At 39.9% G+C, this 21,953-nt stretch carries 23 protein-coding genes; 7 read left to right on the forward strand and 16 right to left on the reverse strand.

The features are described 5' to 3' along the window. Window positions 1-77 precede the first annotated feature (77 nt). Window positions 78-1,160 carry a PAS domain-containing sensor histidine kinase gene (locus tag AHMF7616_RS25940; RefSeq protein WP_115375908.1) on the forward strand — a complete coding sequence of 361 codons (1,083 nt, stop codon included), beginning with the start codon at window positions 78-80 and terminating at the stop codon, window positions 1,158-1,160. 621 nt (window positions 1,161-1,781) lie between these two features. Here AHMF7616_RS25940 and AHMF7616_RS25950 read toward each other — a convergent pair. From AHMF7616_RS25950 to AHMF7616_RS26005, 10 genes are all read right to left on the reverse strand, one after another. Next, entirely contained in the window at window positions 1,782-2,183 is a 402-nt protein-coding gene (locus AHMF7616_RS25950) for a response regulator (protein ID WP_115375909.1), read from the reverse strand. 31 nt (window positions 2,184-2,214) lie between these two features. Then, on the reverse strand, window positions 2,215-4,620 hold the full coding sequence (locus tag AHMF7616_RS25955) for a PAS domain-containing protein (RefSeq protein ID WP_115375910.1): 2,406 nt from the start codon (window positions 4,618-4,620) through the stop codon (window positions 2,215-2,217). 408 nt (window positions 4,621-5,028) lie between these two features. After that, the gene (locus tag AHMF7616_RS25960) at window positions 5,029-5,400 is read right to left on the reverse strand and encodes a hypothetical protein (protein ID WP_115375875.1); all 372 of its coding nucleotides are present in this window, start codon (window positions 5,398-5,400) and stop codon (window positions 5,029-5,031) included. Window positions 5,401-5,548: 148 nt separating this feature from the next. Beyond that, entirely contained in the window at window positions 5,549-6,415 is an 867-nt protein-coding gene (locus AHMF7616_RS25965) for a hypothetical protein (RefSeq protein WP_115375911.1), read from the reverse strand. Between the two features lie 581 nt (window positions 6,416-6,996). Continuing rightward, window positions 6,997-7,503 carry a helix-turn-helix domain-containing protein gene (locus tag AHMF7616_RS27400; protein ID WP_233507814.1) on the reverse strand — a complete coding sequence of 169 codons (507 nt, stop codon included), beginning with the start codon at window positions 7,501-7,503 and terminating at the stop codon, window positions 6,997-6,999. A gap of 687 nt (window positions 7,504-8,190) precedes the next feature. Then, the gene (locus tag AHMF7616_RS28010) at window positions 8,191-8,556 is read right to left on the reverse strand and encodes a GIY-YIG nuclease family protein (protein WP_115375878.1); all 366 of its coding nucleotides are present in this window, start codon (window positions 8,554-8,556) and stop codon (window positions 8,191-8,193) included. A gap of 44 nt (window positions 8,557-8,600) precedes the next feature. Next, window positions 8,601-9,176 (reverse strand): hypothetical protein, encoded by a 576-nt coding sequence (locus AHMF7616_RS25990; RefSeq protein WP_199474472.1) that lies wholly within the window; start codon window positions 9,174-9,176, stop codon window positions 8,601-8,603. 96 nt (window positions 9,177-9,272) lie between these two features. Continuing rightward, on the reverse strand, window positions 9,273-9,911 hold the full coding sequence (locus tag AHMF7616_RS25995; protein WP_115375913.1) for a M48 family metalloprotease: 639 nt from the start codon (window positions 9,909-9,911) through the stop codon (window positions 9,273-9,275). Between the two features lie 58 nt (window positions 9,912-9,969). Further along, the gene (locus tag AHMF7616_RS26000) at window positions 9,970-10,641 is read right to left on the reverse strand and encodes a recombinase family protein (RefSeq protein WP_115375914.1); all 672 of its coding nucleotides are present in this window, start codon (window positions 10,639-10,641) and stop codon (window positions 9,970-9,972) included. Between the two features lie 318 nt (window positions 10,642-10,959). After that, window positions 10,960-11,397, reverse strand: a complete 438-nt coding sequence (locus AHMF7616_RS26005) for a hypothetical protein (protein ID WP_115375881.1) — start codon at window positions 11,395-11,397, stop codon at window positions 10,960-10,962. Between the two features lie 340 nt (window positions 11,398-11,737). Between AHMF7616_RS26005 and AHMF7616_RS26010 the strand changes: the two genes are divergently transcribed. Next, window positions 11,738-12,604: a type IV toxin-antitoxin system AbiEi family antitoxin domain-containing protein gene (locus AHMF7616_RS26010; RefSeq protein WP_115375915.1), complete on the forward strand. Its 867-nt coding sequence runs from the start codon at window positions 11,738-11,740 to the stop codon at window positions 12,602-12,604. Here AHMF7616_RS26010 and AHMF7616_RS26015 read toward each other — a convergent pair. The 3 genes from AHMF7616_RS26015 to AHMF7616_RS26025 all read right to left on the reverse strand — a co-directional run bounded on the left by AHMF7616_RS26015 (window position 12,591) and on the right by AHMF7616_RS26025 (window position 14,508). Then, window positions 12,591-13,478, reverse strand: a complete 888-nt coding sequence (locus AHMF7616_RS26015) for a nucleotidyl transferase AbiEii/AbiGii toxin family protein (protein ID WP_115375884.1) — start codon at window positions 13,476-13,478, stop codon at window positions 12,591-12,593. The genes AHMF7616_RS26010 and AHMF7616_RS26015 overlap by 14 nt on opposite strands. A gap of 275 nt (window positions 13,479-13,753) precedes the next feature. Next, window positions 13,754-14,242: a hypothetical protein gene (locus AHMF7616_RS26020; RefSeq protein WP_115375916.1), complete on the reverse strand. Its 489-nt coding sequence runs from the start codon at window positions 14,240-14,242 to the stop codon at window positions 13,754-13,756. A gap of 44 nt (window positions 14,243-14,286) precedes the next feature. Continuing rightward, window positions 14,287-14,508 carry a hypothetical protein gene (locus tag AHMF7616_RS26025; RefSeq protein ID WP_115375917.1) on the reverse strand — a complete coding sequence of 74 codons (222 nt, stop codon included), beginning with the start codon at window positions 14,506-14,508 and terminating at the stop codon, window positions 14,287-14,289. A 615-nt stretch (window positions 14,509-15,123) separates the two neighbouring features. Here AHMF7616_RS26025 and AHMF7616_RS26030 point away from each other — a divergent pair. Continuing rightward, window positions 15,124-16,461: a PhoPQ-activated protein PqaA family protein gene (locus AHMF7616_RS26030; RefSeq protein WP_158546268.1), complete on the forward strand. Its 1,338-nt coding sequence runs from the start codon at window positions 15,124-15,126 to the stop codon at window positions 16,459-16,461. Window positions 16,462-16,658: 197 nt separating this feature from the next. Here AHMF7616_RS26030 and AHMF7616_RS26035 read toward each other — a convergent pair whose 3' ends face one another. Then, window positions 16,659-16,901: a hypothetical protein gene (locus AHMF7616_RS26035; protein WP_115375887.1), complete on the reverse strand. Its 243-nt coding sequence runs from the start codon at window positions 16,899-16,901 to the stop codon at window positions 16,659-16,661. A gap of 322 nt (window positions 16,902-17,223) precedes the next feature. Here AHMF7616_RS26035 and AHMF7616_RS26040 point away from each other — a divergent pair, with 322 nt between their 5' ends. Next, the gene (locus AHMF7616_RS26040) at window positions 17,224-17,913 is read left to right on the forward strand and encodes a hypothetical protein (protein WP_115375888.1); all 690 of its coding nucleotides are present in this window, start codon (window positions 17,224-17,226) and stop codon (window positions 17,911-17,913) included. 82 nt (window positions 17,914-17,995) lie between these two features. Here the strand turns inward: AHMF7616_RS26040 and AHMF7616_RS26045 are convergent, their stop codons facing one another. Then, the gene (locus AHMF7616_RS26045; protein ID WP_115375918.1) at window positions 17,996-18,553 is read right to left on the reverse strand and encodes a hypothetical protein; all 558 of its coding nucleotides are present in this window, start codon (window positions 18,551-18,553) and stop codon (window positions 17,996-17,998) included. A 185-nt stretch (window positions 18,554-18,738) separates the two neighbouring features. Then, on the reverse strand, window positions 18,739-19,134 hold the full coding sequence (locus AHMF7616_RS26050) for a hypothetical protein (RefSeq protein ID WP_115375919.1): 396 nt from the start codon (window positions 19,132-19,134) through the stop codon (window positions 18,739-18,741). 217 nt (window positions 19,135-19,351) lie between these two features. Here AHMF7616_RS26050 and AHMF7616_RS26055 point away from each other — a divergent pair, with 217 nt between their 5' ends. The 3 genes from AHMF7616_RS26055 to AHMF7616_RS26065 all read left to right on the forward strand — a co-directional run bounded on the left by AHMF7616_RS26055 (window position 19,352) and on the right by AHMF7616_RS26065 (window position 21,920). Continuing rightward, the gene (locus AHMF7616_RS26055) at window positions 19,352-19,552 is read left to right on the forward strand and encodes a hypothetical protein (RefSeq protein ID WP_115375890.1); all 201 of its coding nucleotides are present in this window, start codon (window positions 19,352-19,354) and stop codon (window positions 19,550-19,552) included. A 423-nt stretch (window positions 19,553-19,975) separates the two neighbouring features. Beyond that, on the forward strand, window positions 19,976-20,893 hold the full coding sequence (locus AHMF7616_RS26060; RefSeq protein ID WP_115375806.1) for an alpha/beta fold hydrolase: 918 nt from the start codon (window positions 19,976-19,978) through the stop codon (window positions 20,891-20,893). 634 nt (window positions 20,894-21,527) lie between these two features. Then, on the forward strand, window positions 21,528-21,920 hold the full coding sequence (locus AHMF7616_RS26065; RefSeq protein WP_115375932.1) for a nuclear transport factor 2 family protein: 393 nt from the start codon (window positions 21,528-21,530) through the stop codon (window positions 21,918-21,920). Window positions 21,921-21,953 lie beyond the last annotated feature (33 nt).

The following is a 21,953-nucleotide window of genomic DNA, read 5'->3' on the forward strand; positions in this document are numbered from 1 at the left end:
CAAGGAACCTTCTGATTATCAATAAGCTTTCTACCAGTAAGAGGCGACCTACGGGGTAACAGCGTTTCCGCTGTATAATGACCTTGAATTCTACTGCTTTCACTTTTCCCTTAGCGTTAGCGGAAAAGGCGGATCTCGTGTTTTTTTCTTATGATCTGGCTACGAAGCATTTTACCTATCTGAATCCCGCTTTCGAGAAGGTCTGGCATACGTCTCGCCAAAGCATTCGGCAAAACCCGCTTCAGCTCTTCAAAACGGTGCATTCGGAAGATAAACTCCATGTGCAAGGGGCTTACCTGGATTTACGCAACGGAGTGCTGGTAGAACCCATCGAATTCCGAATTCAGGTACGCCATCATCCCGTCCGCTGGATAAGCCTCAAAGCCCTGCTCCAAGAAGAACCCGAAGCCATTATGGGCTACTGCCAGGATATTACCGGGCAAAAAGAGTATACCGATTACCTTAATAAGTTCTCGGATAAGAAGAATGCCGTGCTCAACATTCTCTCGCATGATTTAGCGGGTCCTTTGGCCAATATTGAGAGTTTATCTTACTTGTTGGCCCATGATTTAGAAGAAGGGAAAGTTCAGGAAGCCCAGTACTTGCTGGATATTATCCGGCGCAGCAGCCAACAAGGAACGCTTTTGATTCAGGAGTTCCTCCGCCAGGAGTTCTTGGAAGCCATGGGAACCGAAGTTATGAAGCGCCGGGTAGACCTGGTCGCCACAATAGGAACCTTCCTGGAGGAATACCAGCAAACCCAGCAGATTACCGGCAAGACCTTTCATTACTTACCCGGTAAGGAAACGATTTATATGGAGCTGGATGATAATAAGTTTATCCAGGTGCTCAATAATTTGATTTCCAATGCCCTGAAGTTTACGCCCGATGGGGGCGAGATAAGTATCACCCTGGAGGAAAAAGAAGCGACGGTACTCATCCAGGTAACGGACACGGGCATTGGTATTCCGGCACAATACCATAGTACCTTGTTCGAGAAGTTCACCCGGGCCCGCCGTCCCGGTATGAAAGGGGAACCTTCGGTGGGATTAGGTATGTCCATTATCAAGACCATTGTGGAATGGCATCGGGGCCAGATCTGGTTCGAAAGCCAGGAAAATCAAGGCACTACTTTTTACATGGAAATACCGAAAAGTTAATCTTTCTTCGCATTCTTGCTAATGCGGTTAAACTGGATTTGCTCCTAATTTAGCTGATGCATTCTTCGCAGCAGTTGGAGTCTAATTTTTTGAAAAGCGATTTCTTTATCCGGGGGTAAACCCTGGAGCATGATTTCATCTAAGTACCGAAGATAGGCTTCTACCTGGCTACGATTTAAATTATTATCCTCTAGATGGGAGAAGATGTAATCTAATAGTCCCGCCATAACCTTAGTAAAGTAATAAAAGTGGTATACGCGAAAGAATAGCCAGCGTACCCGGATTAATTACGGAAAAAAGGTGCGTGAAATAAGGAAATAGCTCCTCCGCCTGGGTTAGGGCAAGACGGAGAAAAGAATGGATATAGCCGAAGAGTTATGGTTGAAAATACCTTTGCGGCTGATGCCTTTAGGTCGCTTTATTAGCCAGATTGATGATCAGAGCGTGGTGTTTTCTTTTCCTTACTAGCGGAGTAGGAGGGAAGCGGCGCATTTCTCCGAAACCTAGCCAACAACACCATTCTTTTGGTGGCTAATTCCTACTAATAAGCCTATCTCGGCCTTATTAAAGCGTTTTTATATAATAGCTTAGTTGACCCCCAATAATTTCATGGGAAGGTTCCTAGGCCTCAAAGTGCTCGGCTAGAATGCTTTTTAAAGCCGCCTCGGTTAAAGGCTTATTCAACAGTCCCGTAATATTAGCTTGTTCTACTTTTTCAATGTCTTGCGGATTTAAAGAAGTAGTCAACATAATGATGATGACTGATTGCCGCTGCGCCAGCTCTAATTGCTCATAAGCTTTCAAGAACTCAAAGCCATCCATAATCGGCATATTTATATCCAATAAAATTAATTGGGGGCAGTCCAAACCGGGACAGTTTGCCTGCAGGAGTTGTAGCGCCTCTAACCCGTTATGGGCTACCAGCAGCTTTTCGGCCACTTCTAATTTTTGAAAAAGCCGTTTATGCAGATAATTAGCCGTATCATCATCATCCACCAGCAAGGCACTAGCAATTCTAGTCATGGTATTCTTGTTTATTCTTTACCGGAAGGCTCTATTGAACTTGTTCCTTATTCCGCCGAAAATAGACCTGGAAGGTAGAGCCCTGGTCGACGGCACTCTGCACTTGGATTTTACCGCCGGCATTTTCAATTATTTTCTTGACCATGTATAAGCCAATCCCGGATCCTTCCACGTGGGTATGTAACCGCTGGAACATGGAAAATAGTTTGTTATTGCCGGTTAAATCCATCCCTAGACCATTATCCGTGACGGAAAGTACCTGATATTCCGCCGTCTCCCGGCAATGTACCCGGATGAAGGGCACTCGTAACGGTGAGCGGTACTTCAGGGCGTTGGAAAGTAAATTATAAACAATACTGCGTAAATTCTTGGCCGAGAATTGAATCGTAGGGCAGTCGTCTACCGCTACTTCAATCTGCGCCTGAGAAGCTTGAATCAGGTGGGCTAAATCGAGCTGCACTTCGGTTAGGAGGGCGGGCAAATGAATGGGGATAGCTGCCGCGTTATTTTCCTTTTGCAGCTTCGTGACCTCGGTTAAATGGCCGATGGTGCGTTTAAAGCGCTGTACGGAATTCTGCATCAGATCCAGCGTAACCTGAACATCTTCGGCCAGTAGACTCTCGGCTGGTAATTGATATTGTAAAGCCTCCAGTAAGCCTTCGATGTTGAGAATGGGCGCTTTTAAATCGTGCGAGGCCGTGTAAATAAAATTATCTAAATCCACGTTGGTGCGCGTAAGCTGCTGTTGCAGTTCTATTTGCGCGTGAATCTCCACGTTAACGCCGCTATAACCGACTAGCTTTTGGTCGGGGGTGAAATAGGGTTGTGTCCGGGTGATGGACCACCGGTATTCCCCATCCCGGCGCCGAATCCGGTATACGGGGCTTTCCCAAGGTTGACCCGCCCGGAGAGCCTGCGTAAAAGATTGATTTAACTCTGGTAAATCATCGGGGTGCACCATATCCCAAACTTGGTCTAATTGGTTCGGGTTAATCCGCAAGCCGCTCCACTCTAACAAAGAATCATTGACGTAAGTAATGTGCCCCGTGGCATCGGTCCGGAAAATAAATACGGGTGCGTTCGCAGCCACCAGCTTGAGATCGGCGGCCATTTGGGCGGCTTGCTGCCGTTCGTGTACTTGCTGGGTCACGTTGTAGGCGAAAGTAGAAATGCCCACAATCTGCCCGTTTTCCCGGTAAGCCTGGTAAGTAAAAGTAAAATAAATCTCTTCCCCTCTGCTACCATCCGGTTGGATAATGGTCAAAGGCCTTTCGTAACCAAAGTACGTTTCCCCGGTTTGGTACACCTGATCCAGCAAAGCGACAAACCCCCCGATCACGGTTTCGGGCAAAGCTTCCGCTACGGGCTGACCTTGCAGCTCCCGGTCCGGGAAAAGTAGCTGATAAGCGGCGTTAAAGTATTCAAACCGGTGTTCTGGTCCCCGTTGGATGCAGATGGCGGCCGGCGTTTGCTCAAAAACCTGGTAGTAGGTTTCACGTTCCTGAATTAACTTTTGAGCATTGGCCAGTAATTCGGCCTGTAAGGCGGCGGCTCGCTGCCGGGCGGCTACCTTCTCGGTAACGTCCACAAGAAAGGCCAGAATACCTTGCATTTCGCCGGAGTCATTCCGCAAGGGCTGGTAGATAAAATCAAAGTACCGTTGTTCCAGTTGCCCCGTGTTTAGGGCATCAAGCCGCACGGGTGTTTCCGTGCCTCGAAAAGGAATGCCGGTACCATACACTTGGTCCAAAAGTTCGAAAAATCCTTGCCCTTCTATTTCCGGTAAGGCCTCCCGCACGCGTTTACCGATTAGCGGTCGATCAATCCCCACCAACTCCCTAAATCGAGGATTGGCAAGTTCAAAAACATGATCGGGTCCGGTCAAAACGGCAATAATAGCCGGCGCCTGCATAAACAAGGAATAAAGCTTTTCTCTTTCAACTTGTATCTGATTTTTAGAAGAAACCGCTTGTTCTATTTGCTGAGCAGATTTTTTAACGAAACTTTTATATTCTGCCTCTCTTTGAACCTCTTTGGTGATATCTACTACCTTCTGGATAATATACTCCACTTCCTGAGTGGCATTTAAGACAGGGGTATGAATGGGATACCAGAATTTCTCTTCAAAGCCGGTCCCCAAATGGGCCGGCCGCGGAACATCATACCGCTGCACCTCCATCTGGTGGGGTGTTTTATGTTTTAATACGTACTCTAAGGATGATCTGACTTTGGAAACCCCATCCGCATCCACATGCTCCGGATTATCCGGAAAGGCCTCAAAAATATGTTTGCCGGTAAGCTGTTCCCGCAAAGTAAAAGTGGCTTCTAAATAAGCGTTGCTGGCATTCAGGATTATCAGATCTGGGGAAAGAATTAAGTATAGATCGGGAACGGTCTCGAAAACCTGTAGTTTCGATTTGTCTAATTTTAATGACATTCTACTTAATCTATACCATGATTTTTTAGGAAAATGTAAGCTACAGCTAAAAAACAACTTTTAATAGGAACCTATCATTTAAGGGGCATATTTCCGAAATAACTGGAATAGGTTTTTAATTCTTCCCAGATATACCTGTCAAGCTGCCAATGGACCACTTTTAAACCAGCAGGGACAAGACCAACGGTCAACTTTTTTCAGGACGAGTCAGTTGACCAAGCGTCTCGTAAAACGACGGAATACTGATATAAGAAAATACCTGGTAGCTCCAGGTATTTTTAGCTTTTTATTTTTCTCATAAGGGCATCTTAAAAATCAAAGAGTATTTTTGATTGTTGAGATGAGTTCTAGGAGCGAACAGAAACGATCATTGTTTCTGGGTTTGTTGCGGCAATGGCTATCCAGTCATTATTCTTTGGCTTGAGCTAAAAAGCTTTGATATTCGGTGAAATCTTCCGGATCCATGTGCAGCCGAATATACTCCTCCAGGCCAATGTCATTTTTCTCATTCACATACCGGGTAAAAGATAAAATGCCTTGACAAGCTTCAAATCCTTTTTGTTGCATGTCCTGCTGCATATTAGGGGGTAATCCCTCCAGCCATTCTTCAAAATCTTGAACCGTGGGCGAAAAGGTTCTGGCTTTTTGGTGATAGCGGTACGCAATATTGCCGTTCGTAAATAACAACTCGTGAAAACGCCGCTGATCGGCCGGGCACTGAGTTAGAAACGCTTCTTGCCTCTGATTGCAATCTTCGTCCGGATGCTTTACTTTAATCATGAAGGAAAATAGCTATTAGGAATTAGATTAAAAAGTAAAAGAGCTTCAAAGCATTAAGCTTGCCCACCACAAGAATAAAAAAAATGCTTTATCTCTTTAACTATCTCGCTCTTTAAATATGTGTCATAAATTTCCCGGTCGGTGGCCGTTACCTGCTGCCGTTCTTTTCCTGGTGCAGCCACTTTTCCTGGTGCAGCGGGCTTGTAGTAAGAGCTACTTTTACTTCCTTTTGCGTTGATTGGTCAATGCCAATTAGAACATCATCCTGGAGCTGCCAGCTGGAAAAAGTTAGGAGAATAGGAGGGGAGTAACGGTGATTAGACAACGATTCATAGCTATTCGTTAAAACGGGTAAGAAAAACCAACAAGAGAGCCAAGCTTCTTTCACTGGATAAACAGCTACCGGTAGGGCCTTAGTCACCAGCAGGCGCTGATCTGCCCACACCAATATAAACAGGCCTTGTTGGAAAAGGCCGAACTCTTGCTGTAATTTCGCCAAATACTTTTTCGCCGCTACTACTACCTGGGTATCTAAGAATAACAAATTAATGGTATTGACCAAGCTGATGATATGCTGCCGGGCAATACCTCCCATAAAGCTATGTCGATCCGGATGGGCATAGTAGTTTCTGAGTGCTCTCGCTTGCTGCAACAGCTCTTGGAGTTCTTTGTCTTTTTCCAGCGCACATACTTTTTCCAGGAGTTTGTTCAATACGAGCGAAACTGGTTTTTTATTGCTTTTACCGGCTATAGCCAGGGCGATTCCTAACTGTTGGCATTTGAACTTTACCGCCATCTCCCAGATCCCGAGTAACTTTTGCAAGGCTACATCATACTGTGGCCAATAATAGTAAGCAGAGGCGATCAGATGTTCAACGGTGTGATAGGAATGAACAATATCCGCTGGCACGTTTGCGTGAAAGCGGCCTTCTACCAGGTAGCGCTGCAAATAATGTTCCCGGTCTTGGATGCCGACAAGGGGCCATCTTGGATCAATCTCTTGATATTTATCCATACTTTCTCTTACTTAACATCCTCAAATTCCTTGATAATTTTAGCAACTTGTTGGGGACTGAAGGTTTTTCTTTTCATAAGTACTGTTCTAAGTTAAGTTTTTTCTCTTCCTGAACAGTTCTAATTTTGGGGAAGCTTACACCTGACTTTTATAGAAAGGGTATTTTACATATTATCTTTTTCTACGTTTCCGCTTTTTACGAGGATAGTTTTTGTTATTACTATTCTGTGGTTTAGGAGCAGGTGGGTTAGCGGGAGGATTGGAGGTCTCTCCGGGTTTGTCTTTCTTTGGTCTGAAGGCAAGGTAACCATTGAGTAAAACCGATAATAATTGAGGTAGGTTGTCTATTATTTTGGTTGACAGTTGAGTAATTAACTCAGTAATGAAGTTCAGTTCCATTTCTTTGAAAAGTTAAAACGTTAAAAATTTATTTAGGAATTCTTGAACATCCTGATTATGCCAGGTATGCTGGAGAGATCTGCTATAAACTAGAAGCGCTTTTACTGAAATGGATGAGTAAAAAGGCCTCATTTTGAAGAGGCCCTTTAAATTAAAATCCAAATAATTCTTACGAGAGCACTTTATTCTTCCGGTTCTCTTGGTTGTATTTGGAAAGTAATATTTGCATCTAAAGCATTAAAAACCTTAGTTATAGTGGCAAAGGTGAAATTGTGGTATGCATTTTCTATTTTGGCGATTTGAGATCTAGTTACTTGAACCTTTTCGCCCAATTCTGCTTGTGATAAATTCTTCTCTTTTCTTAATTCCTTAATTTTCGCGCCCAGGACTACCAGAGACTTCTCATATTCAAAGTCTTCTCGTTCCGGTGTGCCCTTCTTAAATCGATTATCTATTATTGCATTTAAAGGAGTGGTTTTTTCTTTTGGTTTATCAGGCATTAGTTGTTTTTCAGTTGTTGTAAAAGCTTCCAGTAGAGTCTTCTTTTTATTGCCATATGCCGGATCTTGATCAGTATATGGTTCATCCGATATGTGAGGTGGTACAATCGCTGTTAGCGGACTATCTTTGCCCTTGTTATTAGGGTTGGATTGAGTTGCGATCCAGCTTTTCTTATCCATTTCCTTCATTATTTTAAGTTTAAGTTTCTACTAATTTAAGTTTGTTAAATGAGGAAGGAGGTTTAATTCCTTCCTCATTTTTTAGTTCGTGTGCAAGATGTTTTTAGCATCTTTCATTTAGTTCGGTAGATTGAATTTATTATTAGGCAGCGTTTAAAATCATCCCAAAAAACATTCATCGAGTAGGTTATACCTTCTGCTTCGATCGTGTATTGAAAAAGGCCATCGCCCAACGAAGTAATCCAATCTGCCGTATACCCTTCTTGTATTAAGTCTAAAATAATCAAAACTTTCTTTCGATTAGTGGGGGGTAAGTTCAGCAAAAATGCATGAACCTTATCTGTTACTTCAATTGGAATACTTTTACCCATATATCATAAATTTCGTGACACATATCCAAGCAAAACGGGCTTGTGTTCCATAAAAGGAACTTTATTAATAACGTGGTATAAAGCTTAATGTTTCCTTATATGGAACATTTTTTTAATTTATTTCTTAAATAATATTTATAGATTGAACCAGACTCTTAATTAAAGATGCAACTGCAAGGCAAGCAGTTAAACTTAGAATTACCTATAATTTTAGAACACTCAAAAATTGAGTTTTCTTACACTATAAAAAAGCCAGAAATAAAGATTAGTTTTAAGATTGTTGTGAGGAAATATAGAGGATGGCTTGTTGATTGTCTTACCGTTCTTAATCTAATAGCTCCATTTGCCACCAGTTCGAATACTTTATATTCATCCGTGGCTTCCAAAGTTTAATGCAGCGTTTTTCGTGCTGGAGCGCTTCTTCTCTGGTTGTATATTCCTTGAAGTAGACCTGAGCGTTTTCTGTGATCTTACTGGAGTGTTTAACCAGTCGCCAGTACAAGGAGCTGGTGCAACCAATGTAGACCGGCCGGACCAGTGGGGTACTTGGCACTTGATGAAAGATGAAATAAACGTAGTGCTTCTGCTTAACACCCCGCCATCTCTTTAGTAAGTGCTTACGGGTGTAACGGTTCATTTCCATTTGGAAGGAGTACCAATCCTGCAGGCGGAGTTGAGCTAATGTAGCCATAGTTATTACATAACGTTTCGCGGCTCATCCGCTTTTATGAGTAGTTATTTTGAATTAGGGTATTTTAAGGCAAGATATTTATCAGTATCATTTTTAACCCACTTCAATATGTTAAGGTACTCAACCTCAATTCTTACAATATATTCGTTCTCACCGATAAAATTCCATATTCTTTCAGGGAATCCCCATCCGCCAGAGTCTCGAGCTTTTTCTAGAACATTGATCAGCGGATAGAATGTGTTTTTATAATCACCAGGTTTATAAAGTTCTTCTTCAAATTTGAGTACCTCATATGTATCATAGATTATTAAATAATCTTTACCGAAATTTTTTGCGCATCCTAACTGTCCAGTAAAACTTGCTATTCTATTCTTTTTAATGATTCTTTTGCTAGACCGAAATAAAATTGGCCTTTCTGTTGGCAGATAGTTCTTCAGAACGATCTCCCATACATCATAAAAAGCTTTCCTTTTTTCGCTGGGACCAGTAGAAATCCAATCGGAAATGAAATCTGTAGTTGCTTGCGTAATTTTTGCGTCTTTTTGCAAAATGGCAATTAGATTTTCAGCTATTTCTTCTTTTTGATTTTTCGACAATCTATATTGGAAACTATCACTCATACATAACTACAATTAAAGTATTTTTTACAATTGCCCCTAACGGTCTTGGCTAAAAAGCATTAAAACACTTTTTAGGTGTTGTTAGTAGCTTCTTTTCTACTTTACCATAGGTTTTAATTCTTTCAGAATTCCTGTAAATTCACAATCCCCATTTTGTATCATTTGAATTCGTTTTGCAATTTGATCATGATTTATAGCAAAATCTAGGTTTGTATACTTTTTAAGGCTTTTTATCAATTGTTGGCTATATCCATTCTTAACTACAAAATAGTCAGCATAATATTCATTATAAATGCTGTTTTCTTCTTTTGTTTTGGCTTCTAAGTCAGCATTATATGTTGTATTAGTTTTAAGGCAATAAATTAAGGTTGGAATAGGTTCTTGTTTGTACATGTTAAATACATGTCCAAGTTCATGAAGTAATACAGCTGTTAACTCTTCATCGTCCAAATTCGCTTGTTCACAAATTTGTTGGTTCACAATTATTAGGTGAACAAAATAATTTTTACTAACCTCTGGCATGTAATAATTACTTTCTGTAACAGCAAACCCGTTTGAGGAACTGTTATAAATTGTTTGATTTGTTAAAGAAGGGATATCAGCACTTGTAATTACAAAAAATAAATTTCGTAATGATGAGTATAAATCAGGGTCTTTTTCAAGTAAGGTATTTATGCTTTCAATTGCATTATGCAAGTATTTTGAAGACTGCCAGTTTTTGTTTACAAGATTCATTTATAAATGGGTTGATGTAAATTTAGCGCCAAATCGTATGGCCTAAAATGAGAGTAATCTATAATTTTATTCTTTGATAAATCCGCTGCACCTGCACAGCTTGAAATTCTCCGCCCCGGCTGGCCCGAAAGCCAGCTTCGTTTAATTTACTGGCAATGGCTAACCAACTTAATTCCTGCGAACGGTAAAGCTTAATCATAGCCGCGGCTCGCTTGTTGTTCTGATTAGTGGCTGCTTTCTGTTTTAATGCCTGGGCACCGGCCACCCGGTCCTGATAAGTCAGGTTTTCTGGTTTGCCTAATTTGGCACCCTGAGCAATCTTCGCCTGCAGAGCGGCTTTAGTCCGGCTGCTGATCAGCTCCCGTTCGTGTTGGGCCAGCACCGCAAAGATTCCGATGGTTAAAGTATTGGCATCGGGCATATCAGCACACACAAAATCAACTCCGCTTTCTTTCAGAGTAAAAATAAAAGAAGCGTTCCGGCTGAGCCGGTCCAGCTTGGCAATAACTAATGTGCCTTTAATTTTACGAGCCTGCTCGATGGCTGCAATCAGCTGCGGCCGGTTGTTTTTCTTTCCACTTTCTACTTCGACGTATTCACTGGTAATCTTCTGACCATTCAGAAAACTGGCCACGGCGTATTGCTGTGCTTCTAATCCCAAACCGCTGGTTCCCTGCTTGGCTGTTGATACCCGGTAATAAGCGACATACTTTTTCTCCACTTGTATCATCTTTGACCTATCTTGTAATAAAAATAAGGGAAGATTACCAGTTTTACAAATCTTAAACGGTCGTTTGTGGTTTGTAAAACAAAGTTGCTTCTCTGCTGTGCTCTTCTTTAAGGAAAAAAACTACTCTTTTTTGCCCAGTTTTTATAATCCTCTTAATACCTAATAAACCGCCTTTTTTAACGAGAAAAATAGAAGGGTTTTTTGTCCACCTATTTCTCATAATGCTTGGATGGTTCCTTCTAGCTTTTTGATAAACTAGGAGAGGCAGAGTTAAACTTTAAAAGAGGTAAAGCCTATTTTATTTAAAAAGAGGAACACTCAAGAAGCTGCAATCATTTGGGCTGGAGCAATAGGTAAGTCTTGGTTTTCTATCTGCTGCAAAAATTTAATTTGCTGTTTTATCTTTTCTAATACCTGGTGGATGTCTACTCCCGTAATCTGCTGCACTCCTTGCATGAGTGGCCCTAAGTCTACTTTCTGACGAATGAAGTCCCGCACACGGTAGAGTTCGAGCTGGCCTAAGTCCGTGCTTTCTGGATGCTTAATAAAGAGCTCTAAATCGAATTGATAGAGTACGTACCCCGGCTGCCGGCGAACAATGGGCAAGATAACACAAACAGTGTTATGGAGAATATCGGGTTCTTGGAACTGCTGCTGGAGATAACTAGCCTCATTGATAATAGGCCAGATCTCGGCATCATCATAAAACTGCTCGATATAAGGCGTAATTTGTTCAGGCATGTAATAGTAAATCATTGGCGTAAGTAAAGATAGCAGTTTATTTACTTAACTCTTTAAATTGGATCTTTGTCTATAACGTAAAGTATATATACTTTACGCTCATAGGAATTAATTGTTACGTAATTCTTAATTCATCTTCCCCTTTAATATTATAGATAATTCTACTTGCACTTATCATTTTAAACGATTAACTTTGCTATACAGAAAGTATATATACTTTCTGTATTCTAATACTTTTTTGTTTCTATTGTAATAGTAAACGATTTATTAATTACTTATTGCTTTTATCCTATAAACCTACTAACTTTGTAGAAAGTATATATACTTTCTACATGTAAACACCATAAATACAATTATGGCTGGAAAGTCCCGATTTATTATTGCTGAAAGTAGTATTAAGTCCTTTTTCAAGCAGAGCCTTCAGAATGTTTTCTCGCGTGAGCAACTAAATGGAATATTTGAAGAAAGAAGAGCAGCTTGGAATTTGCCAATTGCTACTAATAGCGTTCGATTTATTGATCAGCTGCAAAAAAGAGGAATTTTAACTAAAACCGAAATTTTATTTGACGGCTACTTAAATAATAAGGAACGTTATATTACTGATTCTGCTAATGTATTCGAGGTAGCTGTATCTTTGGTCAACAAATCTTATTTATCCCATTATACAGCTGTATTTCTGAATGATTTAACTAATCAGGTACCAAAAACTATTTATGTCACTTTCGAGCAAAGCAAGAAAGCAGCTGGTAACTCGCAACTAAAGCAAGAAGCAATAGATGCAGCTTTCTCGAAGCCGCAACGAAGAGCCTTAACTGAAGCGAAATATGGAGATTTCTCTTTTCTCATTCTCAATGGTATGAATACCGGAAGAACTGGTATTCATACCATTGAGAATGTTCCAGTAACGAATCTGGAACGTACCTTAATTGATATAACTGTTCGGCCAAGCTACGCTGGAGGAGTTTACTCAGTGTTGGAAGCCTACCAAAATGCCTTGCCCCGAATCTCACTAAATAAGTTGGTTGCTACTTTAGACAACTTAAATTTTATTTATCCTTATCATCAAGCCGTTGGATTTTATTTAGAGAGAGCGGGATACTCCGGTAAAAAATTAGAGAACCTACGAAGCCGAAAGAAAGAATTTAAATTTTATCTGACCTACGAAATACAGGAAAAAGATTTCTCAGAAGATTGGCAGCTATATTTTCCTAAGGGAATGTAAGTGGTTGGAAGGTGTTAACTACATAATCAAAGTAAAAATCAAAACTTTCGGATTTCTCAAATTTAGAAACGGTGTCTTTTACACTATCCCAATTGTCTTTATGAAACTCTTTATTCGTACTGATTTCTTTAATAAAGCCTAAAGGAACCTGCTTAGCACCAAATATTTTCGCTATAAGTTCTTTATTTTTATTTGAGTTAGCATCAAGCTGATGCATTTCCATAATGAGGTGTATGTCATAAAAATCTCGGGCTCGAGGACGAGCAGAAAAAGATTTAATAACACCCTTATATTGTGGTAACTGTTGGCAGATAGCTCTTAATTTTTCAAAAACAATCATTTCCGGGGTATACACATATACAGTAAACCCGTCAACATCTATTGCAGCCTTGCTCCCTACGTACTCAAATTTACTAAATTCTAATTCAAAAGTAGGAGAGGGACCAGTTGAAGAACGTCCAGGCTTAAGCGGGATTGCCAGTCTTCTTTGATTACTTATATTATCTTTATTGTCATTGAATATTTTTTGATCTAATACTTTAAAAGTAACTTGGTAGCCACTCCAAAACTCAATAGTTGGTGTTTTAGGCCTATTATTAAATTTATAATCTATAAGAGCAAACCCGTGCTCTCCAAAAGTCTGTACCAAAGTTTTATGAATTCTCTCGCTAATAACAGCCACATCCTCTTCAAAATCGCCATCTTCTATCGAGAAGTCTAAGTCATAGGAAGTTCTGGAAATGGAACTGCTATCGTGATAGGCAAGATCAATAGCATTGCCACCTTTTAAAACAATACTTTCTATTAGTTGATCATCCGAAGCTAAAGCAATAATTGCTAATCGCTTGATTTTATTAACTAAATCTAAATTCATTAAAAAGCTTAATTTCAAACTATTAGGCTACAAACCCTAGTAACCCTCCAAGTTGCAGTTGGCAAATAGGAATATAAGTATACTTAACGCTGCAAGAAGTAATTAGCTTATTTAGATCATAATAAATAAAGTAAACTAAAGAACAATGATTTTATTAGGAAGCCTTCGTCGAATTACGCCACCAACAAAATAGTAATTACTGGGAAAGTTTAAATTAGCGAAAAATGAATACTCGATGTTCTCATAAACAATTTCATCTCGAAACTTAATATCTATCAATCCTCGTTTTTTAAACGACGCTGAATATTAGTTCCAGTGCGCGCGGATTTATACCCAAATAGCTTGGCCGTTTTTTCAGTTGATATAGTTACATCTAAGTTCAAATTATTGGGCAAAGCCGTTGAGTTTGGCTGATGAAGTTGAGCTTGTTTAATAGCTTCTAACTTTCGAATGGCACTTTTTTTTGCGCGACGAATTTTACTAGATGCTACTTTGTTTTTATAATCGGTTCCCAGTTTCTTGCTCAACTGGCTATGCACAAATTTGTTTTTAATGGTAATATCTTGCCTATTGCAATTTCGACGCATCTCCAAAAACTGGATAGCTGTTTCTAAATCTTTTGTGTTTTTACAAATGGGTAAGCGGAAGATGGGAATATGAATATTCTCTTTACGCTCATTCTCATCATAATTGTTTGATATTTCAAATCCTAAATAGCGATATACTTGGCTTATATTAGCTAAAATTATAAATGCCTCTCCCAAACGGTTAATACCAACACTTAATAATTTTAATTTGTGTAAAGTTTTTACCTCATTATATATTTTGCTTTTTTTAGTCCGGTATGTCGCTCTATTACTTTTATATAATTGTGGATGGTTCCAGATTTACTTATTTGTTTAACAAGAAGAAAGAAAAGGAAAGTAGTTTTGAATTTTCTTTTATTAGCAATTGCTAATGCACCTTCATAAACTTTAATACCTTGAATAGGAGTTAAGTCTTTCTTTCTATATGTAACAATTTGTTTCAAGCCTTACAATAATAATTAGTCCTTTATATTTCAATTAATAGCAAATCAACTATACTGTAAATATAACAATTAAATTTTTGATTAGCAGACGTTTCCATAAAATTGCATTTACTTTTAAAACCGTTTAGCTTAATGTAATAAAGATTATTGAGGTTGAAAGATACTGTAGTAGCCTTAGCTTACAAAACGGCGAGAAAGAGTCATCAATAGTTAAAGTAGATGGATACTATTTTTATATCCATCTACTTATAAAGTTACTTAGTTTTAGTCGGGTCAACCAATTTATAGAAAGACCCAGCTTTAGGGGTAGGAGGCAATGGATTTCCTTTTGTCGAGGTTCTCTCAGGCCCTTTTCCTCCACGGGGACCAATGATTTGATACTGCCCACTTTTGGGCGCTGGAGTACCAGCAGTTAATTTTCTAGACATAGTAATAATATTTTGTTTACTATTAAAAATACAAAAATTTCGTTTAATAAACAAATTACAAGTCATTATATTTCAGGTAATTAACGAAATATTTTACCAAAAAGTGATTGGATTTAAAAGCTATTGTTATATTAAAAGTAGACTCAATATTGATGTGTCTATGCTAAGCTCCTGCACAGTTACCATTATGAAAGCCAATAGGTTAAAAGGTTTACTCCTCCTATTACTAGTTCTAGGCACCTTTTATGGTTATGGTCAAAAGCAGCCTTTACGCATTCCGCCTAGTAATGCCTTACTCCAATATGTTCACAAACCAGATACTTCTTTTCACTGGCAAAACAATCAACCAAGCCTAGCTAGTAACGGGGTGTTTTATGAAGTAAACTTCCAGTCGCAAACCTGGCAAAGCATTCCCTGGAACCATAAACTTATCGTTTACTTTCCTACCCAAGCCAAACACCCGGCTACTATGCTCCTGGTGTTGCAGCATCTATATGACCAAGAAGCTGGTCTGGCTAGTTTGAAAGTGATCAGTGACTCCACCGGTACGCCGGCCGCGATGCTCTACGATATTCCCAATCAACCTTTATTCGAAGGCAAGGAAGAAGATGATCTGCAGGCTTATACCTTTTCGCAGTACTTAAAAACGGGTGATGAAAGCTGGCCTTTACTATTTCCTATGGTGAAAAGTGTGGTGCGCGCCATGGATGTGGTACAACTATTAGCCAAGCAGCAAAAACAACTGGCCGTAACTGATTTTATCATCGCCGGTCACTCGAAGCGGGGACATACTACTTGGTTAACGGCGGCAGCTGATAAACGCGTAAAAGGAATTATTCCCATCGCCATTGATATCTTAAACTCAAAGGCGCAATTACCCCACCATTTAGAAGCCTTTGGTGCCTACAGCACACCTTCGCAAACCACAACGGATTTGCTTAAAGAACTCCAACAGCCCCGCGGACAACGTTTGATTCAAATGGTGGACGCGTATTCTTACCGGGAGCAGCTCTTAATACCTAAGTTAATAGTTTCAGCCACCAACGATAACTTCTTCACCACGGATGCTTTAAACTTATATTGGCCCGGTTTAAAAGGACCTAAAGCAGTGCTTTATCTCTCGAATGCGAACCATGTCCAGGCCGATGCAGATTCGCGAATCAACGCCACCGCTTTTGCCTTTATCCGCGCTGTGGCCGCACATAGAAGTTTACCGCCCTTGATTTGGCAGTACCGGCCAGACAATGATCGTATTCGGTTAGAGATCCGAACCGATAAGCGAGCCACGAAAGCCCAATTATGGATTAGTAGGGCCAAAACAAAGGATTTTCGGCAAGCGGTGTGGAGCTCTCAACCTATCACGCAAATAAGTAGAGCGAAGGGAGATCAAGGATCTATTTACACCGTCGAAGTACCCCGACCAGATAGTGGATATACGGCCATTTTCGGGGAAGTGGAATTTATAGAGGATGGACATTCGTTTTTACTTTCTACCCAAACTCACATCAGTTCATCTGGTAGATAAATGATTACATTATAATAGTAAAAAGTTGAAACTTACTTATTCTGTTGAACATAATAGTAGTTATTGAGACAAATATTGTAGTTAGCTTTTACCTTTAGTATTGATTCGGAAGATTATCCGGATAAGAAGTACTAAGAATTCGTTATAAGACCGAATACCACTTTTTGCTGTACTCGGTCTTATGATTAGCCTAAGGCTTAGGCATTTTCCTGCTCCCCTTCAGCTTCCTTTTTCCTACGGCCACGATAGCCCCCTCTTTTCTTTATCTTCAGCTGACCTGAGCGAGCTTGATTGACCAGACTCTCTAACTCGCCTAAGCCTTCCTTCTGACCAGCTACGTAACGCTCCAGACTAGTGGTTAAGGCTTCTAAGAGTTCTTTGTTTTGTTGCGCTTCCTGCAAGGTTTGTACTATTTCACTGATGTTTGCTTCTTTGGCCATTGATTTGAATTTTATTCTGCATCAAATATATCTAGAGGAGTCTAGAAAACAGCAACATTCTTCTTAAAACAAGACAGCAATTCTAGTGTACCAGGTAACATTCGTATCGGTAATAGAATATAGAGAGGACGCTGGTATTTACATAAATCAGGATGAATTCATTAGGCAGAAAACGACCGTTTTCTGAATGGAACAAACTTTAATTTCCCCTTTTAAGGTAAATCAATAATACTATAAACAGCTATAAAAGGCTATTTGTAACAGCATCACTATTTCTTTTACAGTTATACCAATTTTTCAATCATATTTCAGAACTGAACGAATGCAAAAAATTACAATTAAGGAATTAATAGATTTCAGAAGAAGATCAGAAAGGAGCAAAAAAAACTTTGCTTTTAAATTGAAAAACAGAGAAGCCAAAGTTAAAAGTGAAACCAATGGCGAAGAAGGTGGCGGTGATTATTGGGTTACCAGTACCAGTTGTATTTATAATGTTTTTAAATCTGATAATGCGGAACTGTACGATGCTAAAATAAACGAATTAAGAGCAAAACTAGAAGGATCCAAAGATATACGGATTAAGGCCATGTATCAACGGAACATAGATATCCTTCTTAGTTTTAAAGAATTTGATTTTCAAGAATTCAAACCTTCCAGTGCCCCAAAATACAGGAAAGTACCCAAAGATCATCAAATAGTAACTATCGAGAATTTCCCTTTGTTCGTTAATCCAAGTCTTTTGTTTACTTATGAGAAGGATGATAAACAGGAATTAGGCGCCTTATGGTTGATCCCCAGACTTTATGGTTTTAGTAAACAAGAATTAGGCATGTTTTGCGAAATACTTTACAGATTACTAAAGAGAGATTACGCGGATAGTTACCAAATTTCTCAAGATAATTGTATTGCCATAGATACTTTTAATGCGCAAACCATATGCTACACGGATCTTGCAGAAGGTAGAATCCCTTTTTTGGTCGATTCAACCTTAAATGAAATTAAAGACTTATAAGCAATGACAGCTAACCACACCTAGATACTAACCAGTGACATCTTGTAGCTACCTAGAAAGTATAACTTGACTTATTTGTTTTTTAGGTAATAACGGGTACTTTCTTAATCGTTACTAAAGGCTGCTTAACTATTTTACTTTCGTAGCGGGGTGTAACTGTTGGCTGTTTATACTGTTTTAGCTCGTATTTTCTCCGTAGAACAACAGTTACCACTTTAACCGTAACATTAATATCATTGTGGAAGTTATCATTATGCAACCCCAGGTAAAAGGTCCCCTGTGTGGGCGCTTCTTTCCGGCCATAGCCCGAGATACCATTACCGTGATCATAATAGCGAAAACCACCTTTATCAAAACTATTCATAAATATGGTAGCATTAGCCCGATCTGCCATAAAGTAATATTCCACGTTGCTACCCGCGTTTCCGGTGGGCAGAAAGGCTACTTGGTTCAAGGCCAATCCAATCAAAGGATGGCCCGTGACATTGGCTAAACTACCTAATGCTTGTACATAAGCCTTTTTGTTTGCTTCGAAGGCTAAGTGACCCTCTTGTCCTACCCCTAGCCAATAGGCCCAGGAGATAAGCTCGGTAGATTCTAAAGGAGCGGTCTTATTTTGCGGTAAATTAATTTGAATCACCGATTCGCTCGGCTTTCCGATGGTAGTTTCGGCGGCAACTTGTTCGACTCTACTAAATAACTCTTGCGCGAGGGTATCTACTTTGACTAGTTCTTTTTTCGTGTAATAAGTAAAAGTAGTATCATAGCGCGTAAGTTCTTGCTTGGTAACGGTAGTAAAAGTAGTATCAGTTACTTCTTTCCAAGTTACTTGGGTATTAAAGTTAATTGTGCTGGAGCTGGCGGGTTTACGATTAATTTTAACAGTACAAGCTCTTTGCGCAAGAGCGTTATTGGTAAACCGGAATAGATAAATTCCTCGTTTATTGATTTTGAGGCTTTTAGTAAAGGTAGATACCTGTAAGCCCGCATATTTGTTTGATTGGGATATTCTATAATCTCTACTTGCTTAAGTCCTTTCTTGCTTAAGTCAACAAAATCAAAAACTAATTCATCTCCGGCTTCAAAACCATAGTAGTATTCTTTAGAACCCATTCCTGGGACTTTAACAGATAAATCCGCTACTTCTACGAGGGCACTTTGGGCTAATGTGGTGTTTTCAAAAAAGAATACCAGTAATAAAAGAGTAACCAGGTGTTTCATGAAGGAAGAAATTGAAGAAGAACTTAATTTTAAACATATAAAAAACACTATATTTTAAATTAAGTTCCACCTTTAAATATTTTTCCTTACCGGACTCGCTCATAGACTTTAAGTTCTATTCTGATTCGTGCTTCCGCGAATTAATGGCTAATCGCTACGAGAGCTTTTCCTATACTATTTTGTCAGTAACGGTGCTGATAGTTAAACAATAAATAGTATGAAAATAGAACACGTAAATTTAATGCGAGCTGGATTTAAAAACACGCACAATGGATCCTTGTGGTTGTATCAGAAAGGAGAGGTTGCCGTGGGGATCTTGCGGGAAGGAGAATTCGATGAAGAAATAATTATCCTTGTTAAGGGTAACAAAAAAGAGGATGTTATATCCATGAACGAGTTAAATGCTTTATTCTTTTAACTAAATTCTTTCATAAATCATGTTATTACTTTTTCGTCTATCAGAACTCATCTCAAAAATCAAGAACACTTGTTGATTTCTAAGATGGTTTAATGAGAAAGTTATAAAGCTAAAAGACCTGGTATAACCAGGTCTTTTGCATTCTCATTATATCGTCGTTTCACGAGACGATTTTGGTCAACCTATATCTGGACAAGACAGACAAAGCATGGCTACTTACCATCAAGCTAGTTAATAAACTAACATTGTAATTTTAAAGGAGAATAATGACTTAATAGGACCATCGTTTATCGACTGCAATAAAAAGACCCTTCCTAGTAATGGTCCTTCCCTGCGCTAATCAACGGCTACACCAACTTGACTGTCCCTAACTCCGTAAATAGTCCTAAGCTATTACGCCATAGCTCCTGATTCCAATATCTTATGGATATGCACTGCATTCGCCGCGGCACCGGTAAGCCGCTATTACTTATTCACGGAATTGGCGGTAGCTCGCGTTCTTGGCATCTGATCCTGGATGCCCTAGTTGAAGCGGGTCGGCAAGTTATTGCCGTTGACTTACCGGGCCACGGGGCTACCCCGGCCTTGCGAGGGGAAGTATCTATCCGTACGCTGGCGGATGCCGTTACAGATTTTCTGCAAAAACAGGATTTAATGGGTATTGATGCGGTAGGTAGTTCCATGGGTGCCCGCTTGGTACTAGAGCTAGCTCGACGCGGGGGAATAGTAGGCGCCGTTGTTTCATTGGACCCCGGCGGATTTTGGCGGGGCTGGGAAGTACCTTTTTTTTATTATTCAGTGGCTACTTCCGTGCGCCTAGTGCGGTTATTGCAACCGATAATGCCAACCCTCTTGGGAAACCCCATTGGCCGTACGGCCCTATTAGCTCAGTTTTCTGCTCGTCCCTGGCAATTACCGGCTACCTTAGTAGGCGACGAAATGCGCACTTTTGCCAGCTCCCCTTCTTTTGATGAACTCTTAGACCAATTAGCTCACGGAGAGCGGCAACAAGGGGTTCCTCCGGGAACCATTAAGCAACCATTGGTCATTGGCTGGGGCCGGCAGGACCGGGTTTGTCTTCCCCGGCAAGCAACGCGGGCTTTAGCTGCTTTTCCCGACGCTCACCTGCATTGGTTTAATGATTGCGGCCACTTTCCCCAGTGGGATGCCCCTACCCAAACAGTGCGCCTAGTGCTAGCAGTAATTAATGGTGAATTGCTATTGGGTGGTTTACCGGCCCAAAGCACTCAACGAACTTCTCCCCGTAAAGTATTCTTTAAGCTGGCAATTGGCCTGGTGTTAATCGCCAGCGTTATCGGGCTTTTCCGGCGAAAAACATAAGGATTTTTTTGTACAAGAACAAACGAGCAGTCCGTAGCTTTTCCGGCTTTAAATATCTTCCTTTAAGAATATACTTAGCCGAATACGAGGTAAGGACGCCGATTATCTACTTTTATTTTATACCGATTATAACTGCTGAAAATAGAAGGAGATTACTATACTTCTTAATTTTACATAATCAAGTTTCGCGGACTGCTTTACAAAAAGGTATACCCACTATTATATTCAATAAAGGTCGTTTTCTGTCTTTCGTTATATGTAAGGGAAAGGAAAACAAAGTAAAGGTCTGGCACTAGCAGTAGTTAAAACACCCGGAATAGCCCGGAGCTCCCGCTGGCCGCTGGAATTAGAAAAGCATTCACTAAATTGGCCAAAGAAGGAGCAAGAGAGCCGCCACTACTCCAGTAAAAAATTGGTTCGCAGAATAGGCCTTCGGCAACTCTCCATCCATAATGCAAGTAACCGGAATTACTTTAGCTATCTGCTAGTATTCATATTGGTATTCTAATAAAACAAAATGCGGAAACTGCCTTTTCAATAAATAGTTTAAGCTGACCGACCAGTGAAAAAAAGCCTGATAATCTTAGTCATCTTAGTAGTGTTGAATTCTTGTAACAACCAAATCCAACTAACAATGGACACTAAAAACATGGATGTAGTAAAGCAGTACTTTGAACATTTTAACAACCACGATTGGGAGAAGATGGCGGAAATGTATTCAGAAACAACTGCGTTTAAAGACCCTTCCCTTGGACAAGGAATTGTAAAACAGACGCGTGAACAGATTGCTCAAAAGTATAGTGAATTAAATGAAGCTTTTCCTGATTTGAAAGATGATGTTATCCAGGTATACCCATCAGGCGAAAACCATATTATTGTGGAATTTGTATCGAGCGGAACCGCGCCAGATGATTCTAAATTGGAACTTCCAATATGCACAATTTTTACAATTGAAAATGGAAAAATCGTTAAAGACTTTACCTATTACGATAATTTGAAGAATAAAAAGCCGGCACATGATATCTAGGTAGGCCTATACGTAAGAATATGTAAAATGGCT

The organism is Adhaeribacter pallidiroseus, assembly GCF_003340495.1.
Classification (GTDB): Bacteria; Bacteroidota; Bacteroidia; order Cytophagales; family Hymenobacteraceae; genus Adhaeribacter; species Adhaeribacter pallidiroseus.